Below are 16,802 nucleotides of genomic sequence, written 5' to 3' on the forward strand. Positions count from 1 at the left end.
AATTAAGTTAAGATACTGGCGAAAACTGCTTCTTTTCTTTTATATAATCAGCCATGGACTTAGCAGCAACTTTCCCTGCTCCCATAGCTAAAATAACGGTAGCGGCACCTGTGACAATATCGCCACCAGCGAAGACGCCTGGCACACTGGTCGCCCCTGTTTCTAAATCAGCTTTTACGTATCCCCACTTGTTTAAGGTCAGTTCCGGGAAAGTTGATAATAAGACTTGATTGGATCCCTGACCAATAGCTTCAATGACCGTGTCAGCTTCAATCACAAACTCACTATCAGGTATCACAACTGGTCGCCGACGACCAGAGTCATCTGGTTCACCAAGAGCCATTTTGACGCATTTAACCCCCCATAGTTCGCCATTGCCATTACTGAGATATTCAATCGGATTAGTCAACCAACTGTACTGGATATCCTCTTCAACTGAATGATGGTATTCTTCAATCCGAGCAGGTAATTCCTCTAGTGATCGGCGGTAAACAACTGAGACTTCATCTGCCCCTAATCTTTTAGCAGAGCGAGCCGCGTCCATCGCAACATTCCCACCACCGATTACCACGACTTTTTTAGACTGTTTCGTCGGTGTGTCATAGCGAGGAAACTCATAGCCGTGCATTAAATTAATCCGCGTTAAATATTCACTGGAGGAGTAGACACCGTTTAATGAGGTTCCCGGGATTCCCATGAAATTAGGGGCTCCTGCTCCAACAGATAAATAACACGCGTCATAATCTGACATAATCTCATCCATGGAGATGGTCTTACCGATTACCGCATTTGTTTCAATTGTAACGCCTAATTTTTCAATGGAGGCGATTTCCTTTTGAACAATTCGTTTAGGTAAGCGAAATTCGGGAATACCATAAGTCAATACGCCACCTGGGGCATGGAGAGCTTCATAAACCGTAACCTTAAATCCTTCTTTTGCCAGATCTCCTGCCACAGTTAATCCCGATGGTCCTGAACCAATAACAGCCACGTTGCCGATGGTCGGCTCAATTCGCTCCGCCACTGCTTGTTCATTTTCTAAGGCCCAATCAGCAACTAACCGTTCTAATTTACCAATTGCCACTGGTTCAAAATTTTTAGCCAAACCTAGTTTACAAACAGATTCACACTGCTTTTCCTGAGGGCAAACCCGACCACAGATGGCTGGTAAATTGGTATACTTACTTAAGACTTCTGAAGCCTCTGCCATATTTCCATCGCGAATAGCTAAAATAAATCCAGGAATATCAATCATCACTGGACATAGTTCAATACAAGGCGCGTTTTTACACTGCAAACAACGAGCTGCTTCCAACTGTCCTTCTTCTAAGTTATAGCCTAAACAGACTTCCTCAAAATTAGTTTTACGAATACTTGGTTCTTGCTCTCTAATTGCTGTTTGCTCTCTACTTCGTCTCGCCATGTGCCATACGCTCCTCTTGATACATTGTTAAAGAATCCGTCTCTTCCTGTTGATACTGCCCCATTCGTTGAATAAATTCAGCCCAGTTTACCTCAGTTCCCAAAAATTCGGGCCCATCTACACAGGCAAACTTAATTGAATCCGCTACCGTTACTCGGCATCCGCCACACATTCCTGTGCCGTCAATCATAATGGGATTTAATGACACATACACGGGAACCTGATGATCACAGGCAACGATTGTACAAAACTTCATCATCATACTTGGTCCAATCGCCCAGGCATGGTCAATCGTTTCACGGGCAAAGACCTCTTCCATAGCATTCGTGACTAGGCCCTTTTGTCCCAAGGTGCCATCGTCGGTCATGATAATTAACTCATCAGATACTGCTTGGCACTCCTTCTGTAAAATAACCAATTCAGCGGTTTTCGCCCCTAAAATAGTGATCACCCGATTGCCTGCTTCTTTTAGCCCTTTGACAATTGGATACAAGGCTGCTATGCCAACGCCACCACCCACTAATAAAACGGTCCCATACTCCTTTATATCCGTTGGCATGCCTAAGGGTCCAGAGACATCTGCAATGGTATCACCTGCTTTTAGTGCCGCCAGTTTGGCCGTTGATTTCCCGATAACCTGAAAAATGAGTTGAATCGTTCCCTCTTCTTTGTTGGTATCAACGATGGTCAAAGGAATCCGCTCACTAAATTCATCAGCACGAACAATTAAAAACTGTCCAGGTTGCCCTTTATCAGCAATTCGTGGCGCTTCGATCCAAATATCAAATTCATTTTCAGATAACGGTTGATATTTAGTTATTTTATTCACAATCGTCCCTCCTACTATCCAACTGCTTTTAATTAACAGATAGACCTCACATTTTTGCTTGACTAATCAACTACTTTAAGGCAGCTAAATTACACTTTACTCATTAATTCACTAACAAATTTTTTCAACACTATCACATCATCATCTTCTGCATTATTTTCAATTCGAACTGTTTCTGTCCCTTTAGCTGCCCCTGTTTTCTCAAATTGTTCAACAAAATCATCGGCTGATTTACAATAAAATTCACCATAATCCAGATCACCTGAACCAACGACACCGTAGATTTTACCAGCTAAGTCCTTTTCAGGTAACTCATCAAAGAAATCTTCAAATTCAAATGGTAAATCACCATCTCCGTATGTGTAAGTTGCGATAATACAAAGGTCAGCATCATCGAAAAAATCCACATCTGTATCAGATACTTCTTCTCTTTCCACTGTTGCCCCAGCTTCTGTCAAGGCCTCCTCTATAATTTCTGAAATTTCCTCCGTGTTACCTGTCATACTCGCGTATACGATTTTTGCTAATGTCATTCCATCATCCGTCCTTCCATCGCTTTATATTTTTTATGCTTAATTCTGATTAAAAACTAAGCCTTAAACACTTATCAAATTTGTAACTAGATGTCTTTATTAAGAAATCTGTACAGCCCTCTAACACATGCCTAATCACTGTGAAAGCCGTTTCAACACTACCTCTATACTATAACATAATCCACAAAAAACACAATATTTTTCAGGTGAAAAGAATTTTTTTTAGCTTCCATAATAAGTTGTCATGTGATCTTTCGAGCATGTTTTTTTACGACACTGTCCTCTTTAAATCCATATCTCACTAATTCTTCCTAACATTAAATAATAGTTAGCTATCATTTTACCCCTATGGTAGCATACAAATCAAGCTTTTTTGTCAATTTGTACAACTTTTTCTCTTATTAATTTTTAATGATTGAGACGCCACTTAGAATAACTCTTTTTCGTTGCCAATTAATAAAACCGCCTCAAGAACAGCTCCCCCAAGGGCTCTGGCTTTATCAGAAATCGTGTAACAATCAACCTGATCTACTGGACGAGGGTCAACATCTGCACATTTTAACCCTTTCATAATCTGCTGCTTATTGCTAATTAAGCCTCTCAAGGTTCCTTTTAAAGGTGAATAAATCGGTTTTCCATCAATGTAAAAGAGCAGCTGCCCTTTTGCTACTTGCTCTCCAAGAGTTGCCACATGTTGAACCACTCCCTCACAAGGGGCATGAACCACTCGCTCCCCACTTTTTCCGCCCAATTGACCAGGTATGCCCGTATTAGGCAGTGCCGTTCCCTTTCTTATTAACTGGCCTAAATAATGCCCACGCATGGTTTCGACTACTACGTCAACCTCTTCTGGTGCGGTAAATCCCGGTCCTAAAGCGATGACGATCGGCGCCATCTCTCGATAAGTGCCTAAATTACGTTTGGCAATAATAGCGTCTACGACTACATCGGGCTTTAGTCTCTTAATAGATAACGCCTCCTGATCAACCAACACCGGAATAGCTCCGGACTGCCAAACTTTTGAACATTCCTCAATTGAATTAACCTTAACTGCTGTTAAATCTTCCACCTGACACCTTCCCTGCCTAACTGCCTCACTTAATGCTACAGTTCGTCTAATCGTCAAAGGGACAGCCACTTCCAAAATTAAGACCTTAAATCCCCCATGCCATAATTTTTGAACGATGCCAGTGGCCAAATCACCGCCACTGCGAACAATGATCAGACTCTCACTTATACCCTTTGCCATATAATTTCTCCTAACCGCTCCTTAAGGCTACAGGCAATCACCCTTTCAATCGTCGCCAAGATTTCTGGTGATAAGCCCTGTACAACGGCCTTAGCTTGCTCTAATTCTGCTGGATTCTCAACTTGATTAATCAATAAGCAACGGCGACCTCTTGCCTTGTTCCAAATTCCCCTCTTGTGATTAACAAGTGCTGCCAGAGTCAACTCATCGATATTATCACCGTCCACCAAACCCGTTAAGTCAGTAAATTCGGCCAATCGATGAACCGTTTTCCCAGAGATAACTTTCCCAATAACTTTAATCGGTATCACCCCAATCGTCAAACTGGTTTCCGGCAAAACCACTGGTTCAAAATCTGCCCACCCTTTCAAAGGGCGCTGTTTGGAACCATCTGCCTCCAAAAGCACTTTATCGTAGTAAGACACATTCTGACTTAGAACCTCTAAAGGGGGAGCTATCAATTTGCCAAATGAGCTGATTTTTCCGATTAAACTTATTCCTAAGCCCTCCTTGCCCGATGGATAGTCATCTAAAAAGAGGCGATCATATAACTGATTGCTGGGAAGACTTATTTTAGTAGTTGTTCCCACCAAGACTCTTTGACAGCGGAAGGCCTCCCCTAAGTACCACATTAAACTGGTTTTACCGCCACTTCCGATAATCGAAACACATTCTTTTTCTTTAATCCCAAATAATGGTTCTAAATTTTCCACAACAACACTCCCTTATAAAAGCATAGCGCGCCAAGACTTAGCTTGACACGCTGCTCTTACTCATGTATTTAATTAAGGCCAAATAATCTTCCTGGCAGTCAATATCTTTGAGCAATTCCCCGGGAACGGTGACCTTCACCCAAGCTTCGGGATGTCCATCTCTCACAGAACGACCACCAAAGGGCCCCTTTACTTCAAGAAGTTCCTGCCTAAACTTACGACCAAAATAGACTGGACTACCTAATTTACCAGCCGATTCAGGAATAACAATATTAGTCTCACTGGCTTTCTCTAGAATTGCCTTCAGAACATCCCCCCTCAATAGCGGTTGGTCAATTGGCAAAAAGAGATAGCCCATACCGACTGCTTGATTAGTCCCCAAAGAGACGCTGTGACTTTGACCTTTTTCCGGTTGATTATTAATGACTACCTTCACTCTATTAGGGACGACTATTTTCATGACATCCACCGAACTAATAACTAAAATCAGTTCGGTCTCCGTCATCTTTAAAGCCAAACTTAAGACCCCCTCAATAAACGTTTGGCCATTATAAGTTAAAAATAATTTATTTTGCATCATTCGACGAGATTGTCCTGCCGCCATGATAATCAAACTAACTGTCATAAGCTGCTTACCTCTACTTTTTTTTCTTTTGATAATAAGTATTTTCCATTGGCAATGTAGGTCTTAACTGTTTATCCAAGGCATAGTAAGCACCGGAAATAGCTGGAGCTGTTGGAATGGTTGCTAGTTCACCGACACCTTTAATCCCGTAGGCAAGTCCTTCATGGATATTTTCCGCCTTAACTAATAGTATCTCTATCGGCGGAATATCAACTGCCCGCAACAAGCCTAGAGTGGCATACTTAGCCTTAACATAGCCACCTTCCATAGCAAATTTTTCCGTTAAGGCATAACCCATGCCCATCACAATACCACCTTCAATTTGCCCTTCTGCCGCTTTAGGATTAACCACTTGTCCCATGTCATAAGCTGCCACAATTCGCTCAATCTTCCCTGCCTCATCTAGTATAACTACCTCAGCCGCATAGCCATAACCAGCATGACTCACTGGGTTCCGTTTGTCGCTGTTCATCGGGTCGGTCTTAGCAGAATATTCACCATAAAATTCCTCGCCTTCCAATGCTTCTAGGGTCCGTCCCATATCCAACTCATAACGTAACTGCATCGCTGCTCTACGAATGGCCTCTCCAGTAAACAAGGATTGCCTAGATGCCGTCGTTGTCCCCGAATTTGGTGTCCGTTTCGTATCAGGAGCTTCTGCAACAATTAGCTCTGGTGGTAGATTAAGCGTTTCACAAGTAATTTGAGTGCTTACAGTAGCCATACCTTGACCGATACAAGCAGCACTAGTTCTGACATGCACTTTTCCTGATTCAACTGAAACGAGACAACGTCCCACATCAGGTAACCCAACACCGATTCCACTATTTTTAAAGAAGCAAGATATTCCAGCAATTTTGGCCGTATTATAAGATTCTTTGACTGCATCCAAGCATTTCTTCAAGGCAGCATTACTAGAAACTATTTGCCCATTTGGCAACGAATCGCCAGGTTCCACTGCATTTTTATAGCGAATTTCCCAATCTGAAATTCCGACTTTTTCCGCTAACAGATTTAAATTGTTCTCGATGGCAAAAGCTGACTGACAGACACCAAACCCGCGGAATGCTCCTGATGGCGGATTATTAGTGTGAACTGCATAGCCAGCAATATCGATGTCCTGATACTTATAGGCTCCAGCAGCATGGGTGCATGCTCGTTGCAAAACGGGGCCTCCCAGTGAGGCATAGGCACCTGTATCGGAATAAATCACAGCTTTCATCGCTGTTAAATTCCCCGCAGCATCACAGCCAGTGGTAAAGTCCATTTCCATTCCATGACGTTTTGGGTGAACCATTAAACTTTCCTGACGACTCAATAACACTTTAACCGGCCGTTGAACAATCCAAGCCGCTAGGGCTGCATGATGTTGCACACTCATGTCTTCTTTGCCTCCAAAACCACCACCGACTAACTTGCCTTGGACATGGATCTGATTTTTTTCAACCCCTAACATCCGAGCAACTTCTCGTTGTTCGTCGTAAATACTTTGACCAGCCGTGTACAATAATAATCCGTCGTGACCTTCAGGCATCGCAATGGCACATTCTGGCTCCATGAAGGCGTGCTCATTAATTGGGACTGAATAATGCTCTGTCACAACAAAAGCCGAATCTGCTAATTTTTTATCAGCTTCTCCCCTAACTAAGTGTTCACTTGCTAGAATATTACCTTTTTCATGGATCTTAGGCGCCCCTTCGGCTAAGGCTGCTTCAATCGTTATTATAGGGCTCAACTCTTCATAGGTCACCTTTACGAGGGCCTTGATTGCGCCCAAAGTTCTCTTATTCTTGGAGACAACTACGGCAACGGAATCTCCCACATAACGAGTGATGTCATTCACATGTATTAAGACATCCCAATCAGAAATAAATTCCAAATGTCCGATCTTATTATTACCAGGAACCTGGTCAGCCGTAATCACGGCCAAACAATCCTCATGAGCTAGAGCAGCTGTTTTATCGATGGATATGACTTTCGCTCGTGGATAAGGGCTACGAACTGCCGACCCATGAACCATACCTTTCACTACAATATCATCCACATACTGACCTGTGCCCATCGTTTTTTCGATTGCATCTACGCGGTGGAAATCCACACCTAATTTTGCAGAGGATATGGCCTCAGGTATCGGCGCTTCTTCTCTAAACAACTGCGCAGCTAATTTGATTGCCTCAATAATCTTGATGTACCCTGTGCAACGACAAATATTTCCTCGAATCGCTTTACGGATCTCGGCATCGCTGGGATCAGGCTTCTTATTGATTAAACCCTGGGCCGCCAAGACCATGCCAGGGATACAGAACCCACATTGAACTGCTCCCGTTTCAGCAAAGGCAAAGGCATAAACTTCCTGCTGTCGCTGATCTAATCCTTCAATCGTCAAGACTTCTTTCCCATTGACTTTTTGTAAATTAAAAAGACAGGCGTTGGAAACCCTTCCATTAACAAGTACAGAACAAGCCCCACAAGACCCTGAAGCACAACCGTCTTTCGTACCAACCAAACCTAAATCTTCACGCAAAAAATCCATTAACGACTTATTCTCTTCCGATGTTTCCACTCTTCCATTTACGGTAATTGAATACATGTTACACACTCCTATCTATTTTACCGACGTTTTTTCTCCTTTCATTATAGCACAAACCATCACAATCTTAAAAATATTTTTTAGTTAATATTTTTTTTTTTAAGATACCGAATTTTTTTTCCTTCTATTGATATGAATTAGGAGTACTACCGTTAATTAATACAGGATGGGATGATAGGCCCACCCTGTATGCCATCACCCTTTTTTATGAGTCAGAATTGATTGTCCCTTAATTAGGATTAGTCTTATGAGGCATTGTTTAATATCTCTTTCAGTTGCTCCGGTCTGACTTTTGTATGATAGAATACATCATAAAATTCAGCCGTTGCTTCGCCGATGTCAAGTTGATACTGATCAGGGTAAAGCAAGTTACCTAACCACTGAATCCCCATCAAGCGATTGACCGAAGGAGGAAATCCCATAAAATTATAAGGCGCCGTTGGTATTTTATACACCCGCTTTTCTTTAACGGCTGCTAAATCTGCCCAAGTTGGTTCACTTAAGATTAACTGATAAACATCTGGACTTTCGGCAATGATAAAATCAGGCTGCCACTGCATAATTTGTTCCATGCTCACCGTTTCCCCTGAACCAGATGAAGCTGCCTCAACACCCGTCGCTGCATTTTTGGCACCGACAGTTTCAATTACCTGGGCATGAAACGACCCTTCCGCATTTGTATCTAAGCCCGCAGTTCCTGATGCCAAATACACCCGTTTCCGTTTCTCCTCGGGAATGGCTTGTTTGACAGCTGTTGCCTGATCAATGATCGTTTTGCTGTAATCTGCTAAACGATCTATTGCCGCTTTGTCATCGATTAACTGCCCTAGTGTTTCATAAGCCTTGGCCATTCCTTCTAAATTGGCTTCGATAAAGATGACCGGAATATCCAATTGAGACTGCAAGTTGTCCATGTCCTCCTTAACCGTTTTTTTCGGCTCACCAATATCAATTACCACATCTGGGTTCGCTGCACTTAAGGCCTCCATATTTAAACTCGCATTCTTACCATAAAACTGACCAAAATCTGGTAATTCCCAATATTTCTGATCCACGTAATCTTTAGCTTCCTCTGAAAAAGGACTCGACAAGCCAACTAATAAATCGGGACAACTTGTATATAACACGATTTGACTTAGTGACCCCGATGGTGCTATTCTGTTTATCTTTGTGGGAATGGTCACTTCGCGACCAGCTGAATCAACAAATTGACGCGTACTGTTTTCCTTACTGATCCGACTGGAATCCGCTGTCGTTGGTTGACTGCCGTTTTTTTGACCACAGCCAACAAACAGTATGCCGCCTGTTATTATTAAGATAAGGCTCATCCATCCTTTAATCTTTTTCATTTTCTCATTCCTTCTTTCGCAATGTAATAGGCTTCCCTTTTTTACTAAGAGACAATTGGCTTTTATCTAAAGGAGCTATTTCCTTTAATAAGTCCAATTCATAGAGGCTTCCAGCAATTTGATCAATACCGTACTCAAACAACAGTGGACTCATTGGACTTGAAGGACCAACGAGTATCGTTTGGCCGCCTTCAGTCAATGTCAATAAGCGGGGTAATGTCTTGTTAACTATAGTGGAACCCGTAATAAATACGACATCCATCTCAGGTAGTAAATACTCACTGGCAACTGCTGGATAATCACCAACTAAGGGGTTAATCTCAAACACATGTAATTGATGAGTTAAATCAGGATATCGTTTTAAACAGTGGAAATGGCCAATCGTCGCTATTTTCAACTCAGATGGTAGCTCATACAATTGTTTGAAAACATCTCTTTCTCCTGTTACTTGAAACTGCTCCATCTTTTGCTCTTGATTAAGATAACAATTTATGGCAGCCATTCCAACTCCGGCTAACTGAAAATTCCAAGATTTGACTAGCTGGGCAACCTCTGCCAAAGGTTGCCCAACAAAAACCTGTAAATCAGGCGTTAGCTCCTTACTTGGATAATGCATGGCCATCCCTAAATGATGGCCGTCAGAAATTAATATGCGGTGTCGAGTTTTGATAATTTTTTCCACTCGTAACCCATCAGGAATCAGCTCAATTAGCTGGTCGTATAAGCACCACATTGCCTTACCTCCTCACTTCTGCCAGGCATGCAAACCTTACGCTCATCGACCAGTGAGTATACCTCAATCGGAGCCTGGTACAAGTCGCTTAAGCTGCCACTAGTCAAAATAATTTCAGGCTGACCTTGTGCCACTATTTCGCCTCCTTGTAAAAGCAGAACTTGATCGCCATATTGCAATGCATGATTTGGATCATGTGTGGCTTGAATAATTAGATAACCAGCATCTGTTAAACGGCGAATCATCTTTAAGACCATCAGCTGATTACTGTAATCTAAATTGGCACATGGTTCATCCATAATAAATATCCGACTTCCTTGGGCAACCGATCGAGCTATTATAACGAGTTGTTGCTCGCCGCCACTAAGTTGACAAAATCGGCGATTTCCCAGATGAGATATCCCAAGTAAGTCCAGTGCCTCCTCAACAATTTGATCGTCTCTTTTACCTGGCTGATGGTACGATTGCAGTTTAGCTGTTCTGCCCATTAAAACCATCTCAAAAGCAGTAAACTGCGTCGCACTTTTTTGCGTCTGGGGAATGTAGGACAGACTCCCAGCTATTTCCTTGCGGGACATGCTAGACAGGCAGCGGTTTCCTATATAAATAGTGCCTTTCGAAGGTGGGTAAATGCCAAGTAAATTTTTAAACAAGGTGCTTTTACCAGCACCATTTTTTCCTAATAAACAGACAGATTGACCGTGCTTCAATTCAAAAGTAATATCCTTAAGGATGTGGTTATTGCCATAAAAAAAATCAAGATGGTTAACGCGTAACATATGAAACTCCTTTCTCAGATGAGCTGTTGACGACTATTTTTAGCAATTAGCAAAATAAAGATAGGGGCACCAATAAACGAGGTTAAAATTCCAATTGGAATTTCACTGGTAGTTAATAAGCGGGCAACATTGTCGACTACCATTAAAAAAGTTCCCCCAATTAAGGCGGTTGCGGGAATGCCCAATCGATGATCACTTCCCAATAAAAGGCGGGAAAAATGGGGAACAACTAATCCCACCCAGCCAATCAGGCCGCTGACTGAAACAGCGGTAGCCGTAATTAAAGTAGCCGAAGCAATTAAGATCAATCGCATCGCCCTCACATTGACCCCTAAACTTTGGGCTACCTCATCTCCCAAAGAAATCACATTTAAGCGCCAACGGAGTAACACAATTGGCAAAAGACCAATGATGATCAAAGGCCCCGCAAATACTAAGTTTTGCATTTTTATAGCCGATAGACTTCCCATTAGCCAATAAGTAATAGCCGGTAAAGTATTAGTGGGGTCCCCCACTAGTTTCAAGTAAGACACAGCCGATGAAAAAAGCGACCCAATCATCATACCAACTAACACCAAATTAAGAATCGAATCAGCCTTCAACAAGCGACTGATACTTAGTACCAGTACAACAGCCAATAATCCGAAAACAAAGGATGAGGTGATAACTGTTTGATAGCTGAAAGAGAAAAACAATGCTAAACCAGCACCAAAAGCAGATCCCTGAGAAGCGCCTAAAATATCTTGGGAGACCATGGGATTTTGGAATAAGGCTTGATAAGTCGCCCCAGCTACAGATACACCTGCTCCAATCAGGGCCGCCATGATAATTCGGGGGAACCTTATTTTGAAAAGAATCGTGTCAATCTGAGCATCCCAAGTATGTTCTAAGGGGTACACTTGATTAATGACTGCTTTAAAAAAATCAGAGATTGAAATCGGGTATTTCCCTAAAATGAATGACACTAAGAGAACAATCAAAAACACGATCACTAGTCCTATTAACAACCATCTTTTTTGGTGGTCTTTTTGTTTTCCATAAATGTCAATCAACTCCTTTCTGGAGGGCTTTATTATTTAGCTCGCTCCATAATTAATTGACCTGCAATACTAATTGCCAGTTCGGCAGGCGTTTCGGCCATAATCGGAAGTCCAATTGGCATGGTAATCCGCTGTATTTGTTTTTTAGTAAAACCTGCTCCTTGTAACTTTTCAATCTGAACAGCAATTTTCCGCTGACTGCCCATAACACCAATATAACGAGCTGGAGTAGCTAATAATTGTTCTTGTAATAAATAATCAAATAAATGGCCTCGAGTCATTACTAGCCCATAATCATCTGAGGTAATCGCAATGCTTGTATTAATGTTTGCAAAATCTGCCAATACTAATTCATGAGCTTCAGGAAACAAGGTGGACGATAGAAAATCCTGACGATCTTCAACGACAACGCAATGGAAGTTTAATTTTGCCAATACAGGTACAACTGCTTGAGACACATGACCTCCACCAAAAATAAAGACCTTGTCTCTTTCCACTAACGACCCCATATAAAAATCACGCCCTGCAACGCTTATCTTTTCTTTCCCCTCTTCAATCCAGCTAACTGGAATATCATTAAAGGCTTCTCCCAACCAGCTCTCGCTATAAACACTCAAGCCAGTTTTCTGAGGGTTGATTTCAGCCACTAACCAAGCTGGTCTTTTTGCTGAAATCAACTCTAACACGCTATAACAAAGGGCCAACATTTCTTCGGTAGCTGGAATAAATTGAAATAATACCTGAGCGTTACCACCACAGATCATCCCTAAATCAGCAACATCGTTTGGCGCTAAAATAAATTGTTCTAGCTGACCTCGCTTTCCCTTTAGACTATCTCTGGCGATTTGCAAGCAACGAAATTCAATAGCTCCACCGCCAATCGTGCCTATACTTGCCTCCGATTCTGTCAGCAACATGCGTGCACCAGTTCTCCGTGGAGTTGAGCCAGAGCTGGCAATAACCGATATTAAGACAGCACTTTCCTGCTTTCTAATGGTTTTCTCTAACAACTCAAACAAATCTTTCATTCTATTCCTCCCCTTCTTCTAAGTAATCAGCAAAAATATCGTTAAAATGCTTATCTGCCTCGCAATACATCTTTTTTTGAAAGGCTAAAAACTTGGCCATAAAATCTTTTCCCGAATCAGTTACTGTCGTTCCTCCACCGTTACTTCCGCCCACATTTTTTTCTACCATTTTAAATCCTAGCTCTTTTTCTGCTTGATTTAAAATTCGCCAGGCTTTATTATAGGACATTCCCATTCGCTTGGCCGCCCCATTAATTGACTCAGTAGTCACTATTCCTTCTAATAAACGAAGAACACCTGGTCCAAATATCACTTTTTCTTGTTTGAGTTTTAAACTAAGAGAATAGTTTAATTGTTGCCTCATTTTTACAACTCCTTTCGTCAACGCTATCTAAAAAAAGATAACGCATCTAAAAAAAAATGTCTGATAATGGCTCAGCTAAATAGTCAGCCACCTGCTTTCCAGCAGTTCCTAGCTGATCAATGACGATACGCGACCCACCCATCAATTCTTCAAGTTCAACTCGCTGCTTTTCTACTTGTAATTGTTGGTGAATGGCCAATTGCCGATAATTATCGGTTGATTTATAGACTCCTACGATTTTTTTTGAACTCTTTAAAAGAGTAAGCAAGGGTTGGTAAAAGCTAGCAACCTGCAATTCCAAACCACCGATTTCATCTAACAAAATAACCTCATAAGACTGATTCAAAGCCTGCTCTAATAACTGCCTCCCAAAGTTTTCAAAGACCTCTAAATCAGGAACCATCTGCCCATCAATCTGTCGTAAAAAGCAAGCCTCTCCTGACCACTTGTAACTGGAAGTTTCAATCAATATTGACTCAGCTGAGCATAACTGAAACCCCGTTACCTCATGACAACTTGATAACAAACGCTGCACATAAAAACCGCCCACCTGATAATTTCCAGCTATCAGCTGCTGTCGCAATAGAGTGGATTTGCCAATCCTTTTTGGCCCCTCTAAAAATAAGCCCATCTCATCTCCTACTTTCCTCTAATGTGAGACATCCCCAAGCCCTTATTGGAATGGCATTAATACTGCTAAGAGCTTGAGGGTGTCCTATGTTAAACTTCCAACCTGTTTAGAAGCTAAACAACTTTCATTACATTTTTTTCTCTTTTCGGTGATTTAAAATTAAATTTAATAAAACGGCGACTAATGTCGTTAATATCACTTCTGAATTGCCAAAAATAGTCGTGACCCAGTCTGGTAAGCCACTTAAACTTCCGGTTGACAAAGCGGTCCCAACACCAAAGGCCAATGAGAGCCCCACGACACCGGTGTTGGTTGGTGATAGATTCTGAGAACAAATCATCCGAATACCCGTCATGGAAATCGTGGCAAAAACTGAAATCGTGGCACCGCCGATGACTGCATAAGGTATAGTAGTTAAAACGGCCGCAATCTTTGGCACAAAGCCTGCTACTAAAAGCAGTATAGAAGCAAAAACCATGACATATTTATTTATAACCTTAGTAACTGATACTAAGCCGACGTTTTGACCAAAGGTGGCTACAGGTACTGAACCAAAAACACTGCCGAGAAAATTCGTGACACCACTACCGATAATCCCACCTGAAAGTTCCTTATCCGTGGGCTCTCGATCCATGGCACCCACAGTCGTTGCTGTGAACTGCCCGATTGCCTGTACTGAATCAACAATAAACATGACAACTAAGGTAAGAATTGGCACAATCTGAAAATCCATACCAAAGTGCAACGGCGAAATAATTTGAAACACTGAAGCATCTTTAATCGGTTGAAACTCAACCATCTTCAAGATTAATGATAAAACATAGCCAACAATCATCCCATTTAAAATTGAAGATAGTTTCAAAAATCCTGTTGAAAAGTAGTTAAAGAAAAACACACAGCCAAAGGTGATTAAGGCTACCACCCAATTTTGAACCGAACCAAAGTCTTTATTTCCAACACCACCAGCCATATACTTAATGGCGACTGGAAAAAGCGATAAACCAATACTTAAAATTACCGTTCCCGTTACAAGTGGAGGAAATAAAACACGAATCCGTTTAATCAATAAACCGACCACAATGACCAAGAGACTTCCGACTAACTGAGAACCAAATATTGCCGCAATACCAAAGTCAGCACCTATCGCCATTAAAATCGGAACGTAGGCAAAACTGGCTCCCATCATAACAGGCAAACGTGAACCAATTTTCCCGAAAAGTTGAAATAATTGAATCAACGTTGCGATTGCTGAAAAGATTAACGACGTTTGAATCATTAAAGTTGTATCACTGGGACTTAAATTACACACTTTTGAAATCATAATTCCTGGTGTCACGATCCCTACTACCGCTGCGACAACATGCTGCAACCCCATAGGAACAATTTGGGACAACTGAGGTTTGGCATCATATTGAAACAAGGCCTCTTCTTTTTTGCTCATTTTTTTACTCCTTATCCGAATTTAAAACAACTAGTCAGGTTGATTAGTTGTCACTTGCATCAGATTGTCAGGTGCCCTACTGTTTAACAGCAACTGCCTCAACTTCAACTAACCCTTCTTTCGGCAAAGCGGCCACTTGTACACAAGAACGAGCTGGCGGTGCAGCTTAAAAAAAACTGGCATAGATATTGTTAACAGTGGTAAGATCAGCCATATCCGTCACAAAGATAGTTGTCTTGACAATATCGCTATAAGTAAGTCCAGCTGTCTTCAATATTTCTCCTAAATTAATTAAGGCTTGCTGCGCCTGCTCAGCAACTGTTTCACGCATCTCACCAATAGGATTCAGCCCTAATTGTCCTGAAACATACAAAGTGTTGTTGGCTAAAACCGAATGTGAGTATGGCCCAACTGCTGCTGGAGCCTGCTCAACATTAATAATGGTATTCGTCATGGTCTGATGCTCCTTTAGTTTATTTTTCTAAAAATTTACTGGTAATCTACCTTTAAGCGTTACTGTACTGTCGCACAATTGTACCAGTCTTGCCAACGATTCCATCATGCGCTTTTTCCAAAAGAGTAATCAAGGTTTGGCGACCAGGTTTAGATTTTGCAAAGGCGATAGCAGCCTCAACTTTTGGTAGCATTGACCCTGGTGCAAAATGCCCAGCGGCAGCCAATTCCTCCATTTCTGAGACGCTAACTTGGCTTAAAGCTTGTTGATTTGGTTGGCCATAATTAATGCAAACTTGTTCCACTGCTGTCAAAATTATCAGTAAATCAGCATCAACGGCTTCGGCTAAGACTTCGCTGCAGAAATCTTTATCAATCACTGCTGCTACACCTTTTAAATGATTGCCTTCTTTGACAATTGGTATTCCGCCACCACCACAGGCGATCACCGTTTGACCACTATTCACTAAAATCTGAATTGTCTCAACTTCCACGATTTCTTGAGGTTTTGGTGAGGCAACAACTTGACGATACCCTCGGCCAGCATCTTCCATAATTTGAATTCCTTTGTCCGCTGCCAATTGCTCAGCCTCGACTTTTTCCATAAATCGTCCAATTGGTTTTGTTGGATTTGCAAAAGCTGGATCGGCCTGATCTACAACAACTTGGGTGATGACCGTAGCTACCGGTTGAACTAAACCCCGGTTCAATAATTCCTCACGCAAGGCATTTTGCAAATCATAGCCAACATAACTTTGGCTCATCGCCACACAAACTGACAGCGGAACTATTGGGCAATTTTCTGAGTCTAACAGACTTAAGCCTTCCATAGCTAGTTGAATCATGCCTACTTGGGGGCCATTTCCATGGGATAATATGACTTCATAGCCTGCTTCGATTAAATCAGCAATCGCTTTCGATGTCTCTTTAACCGCCTTCATTTGTTCTAACAAATTATTACCTAAGGCGTTTCCACCTAAGGCAACAACAACACGTTTAACCATTATTGGACCTCCTTTCAA

16 protein-coding genes and 1 pseudogene are annotated in these 16,802 nt (G+C 41.8%); all 17 read right to left on the reverse strand.

Going from position 1 to position 16,802, the window contains the following annotated elements; genetic code table 11:
• Positions 1-7: 7 nt before the first annotated feature.
• The 17 genes and pseudogenes from gltA to arcC all read right to left on the reverse strand — a co-directional run bounded on the left by gltA (position 8) and on the right by arcC (position 16,784).
• Entirely contained in the window at positions 8-1,423 is a 1,416-nt protein-coding gene (gene gltA, locus RWN13_RS05010; RefSeq protein WP_314061100.1) for an NADPH-dependent glutamate synthase, read from the reverse strand.
• Positions 1,407-2,252: a sulfide/dihydroorotate dehydrogenase-like FAD/NAD-binding protein gene (locus tag RWN13_RS05015; RefSeq protein ID WP_314061102.1), complete on the reverse strand. Its 846-nt coding sequence runs from the start codon at positions 2,250-2,252 to the stop codon at positions 1,407-1,409. Before RWN13_RS05015 ends, gltA begins: the two co-directional genes overlap by 17 nt.
• Positions 2,253-2,341: 89 nt before the next feature.
• Positions 2,342-2,785: a flavodoxin gene (locus RWN13_RS05020; RefSeq protein ID WP_314061104.1), complete on the reverse strand. Its 444-nt coding sequence runs from the start codon at positions 2,783-2,785 to the stop codon at positions 2,342-2,344.
• A 427-nt stretch (positions 2,786-3,212) separates the two neighbouring features.
• Complete coding sequence (gene yqeB, locus RWN13_RS05025; protein WP_314061105.1) at positions 3,213-4,034, reverse strand: selenium-dependent molybdenum cofactor biosynthesis protein YqeB; 822 nt, start codon at positions 4,032-4,034, stop codon at positions 3,213-3,215.
• On the reverse strand, positions 4,019-4,747 hold the full coding sequence (gene yqeC, locus RWN13_RS05030; RefSeq protein ID WP_314061106.1) for a selenium cofactor biosynthesis protein YqeC: 729 nt from the start codon (positions 4,745-4,747) through the stop codon (positions 4,019-4,021). The genes yqeB and yqeC overlap by 16 nt, the downstream gene beginning before the upstream one ends.
• A 37-nt stretch (positions 4,748-4,784) precedes the next feature.
• Complete coding sequence (locus RWN13_RS05035) at positions 4,785-5,372, reverse strand: nucleotidyltransferase family protein (protein WP_314061109.1); 588 nt, start codon at positions 5,370-5,372, stop codon at positions 4,785-4,787.
• A gap of 13 nt (positions 5,373-5,385) precedes the next feature.
• Positions 5,386-7,962, reverse strand: a complete 2,577-nt coding sequence (gene xdh, locus RWN13_RS05040; protein WP_314061111.1) for a selenium-dependent xanthine dehydrogenase — start codon at positions 7,960-7,962, stop codon at positions 5,386-5,388.
• 245 nt (positions 7,963-8,207) lie between these two features.
• Positions 8,208-9,311 carry an ABC transporter substrate-binding protein gene (locus RWN13_RS05045; protein ID WP_314061113.1) on the reverse strand — a complete coding sequence of 368 codons (1,104 nt, stop codon included), beginning with the start codon at positions 9,309-9,311 and terminating at the stop codon, positions 8,208-8,210.
• Positions 9,312-9,315: 4 nt separating this feature from the next.
• The gene (locus RWN13_RS05050) at positions 9,316-10,044 is read right to left on the reverse strand and encodes a Rossmann-like domain-containing protein (RefSeq protein WP_314061116.1); all 729 of its coding nucleotides are present in this window, start codon (positions 10,042-10,044) and stop codon (positions 9,316-9,318) included.
• The gene (locus RWN13_RS05055) at positions 10,020-10,823 is read right to left on the reverse strand and encodes an ABC transporter ATP-binding protein (protein ID WP_314061118.1); all 804 of its coding nucleotides are present in this window, start codon (positions 10,821-10,823) and stop codon (positions 10,020-10,022) included. The genes RWN13_RS05050 and RWN13_RS05055 overlap by 25 nt, the downstream gene beginning before the upstream one ends.
• A gap of 14 nt (positions 10,824-10,837) precedes the next feature.
• On the reverse strand, positions 10,838-11,809 hold the full coding sequence (locus RWN13_RS05060; RefSeq protein WP_314061120.1) for an iron ABC transporter permease: 972 nt from the start codon (positions 11,807-11,809) through the stop codon (positions 10,838-10,840).
• A gap of 86 nt (positions 11,810-11,895) precedes the next feature.
• Positions 11,896-12,891, reverse strand: a complete 996-nt coding sequence (locus RWN13_RS05065) for an XdhC family protein (RefSeq protein WP_314061123.1) — start codon at positions 12,889-12,891, stop codon at positions 11,896-11,898.
• Between the two features lies 1 nt (position 12,892).
• On the reverse strand, positions 12,893-13,255 hold the full coding sequence (locus RWN13_RS05070) for a LysR family transcriptional regulator (RefSeq protein ID WP_314061126.1): 363 nt from the start codon (positions 13,253-13,255) through the stop codon (positions 12,893-12,895).
• A gap of 46 nt (positions 13,256-13,301) precedes the next feature.
• Complete coding sequence (locus RWN13_RS05075) at positions 13,302-13,886, reverse strand: nucleoside-triphosphatase (protein WP_314061128.1); 585 nt, start codon at positions 13,884-13,886, stop codon at positions 13,302-13,304.
• Between the two features lie 127 nt (positions 13,887-14,013).
• Complete coding sequence (locus RWN13_RS05080; RefSeq protein ID WP_314061130.1) at positions 14,014-15,327, reverse strand: nucleobase:cation symporter-2 family protein; 1,314 nt, start codon at positions 15,325-15,327, stop codon at positions 14,014-14,016.
• A 76-nt stretch (positions 15,328-15,403) separates the two neighbouring features.
• A pseudogene (locus RWN13_RS05085) lies at positions 15,404-15,781 on the reverse strand (Rid family detoxifying hydrolase).
• Positions 15,782-15,833: 52 nt separating this feature from the next.
• On the reverse strand, positions 15,834-16,784 hold the full coding sequence (gene arcC / locus RWN13_RS05090) for a carbamate kinase (RefSeq protein ID WP_314061132.1): 951 nt from the start codon (positions 16,782-16,784) through the stop codon (positions 15,834-15,836).
• Positions 16,785-16,802 lie beyond the last annotated feature (18 nt).

The sequence above is a fragment of the uncultured Vagococcus sp. genome, from assembly GCF_963518325.1.
Lineage (GTDB): Bacteria > Bacillota > Bacilli > Lactobacillales > Vagococcaceae > Vagococcus_D.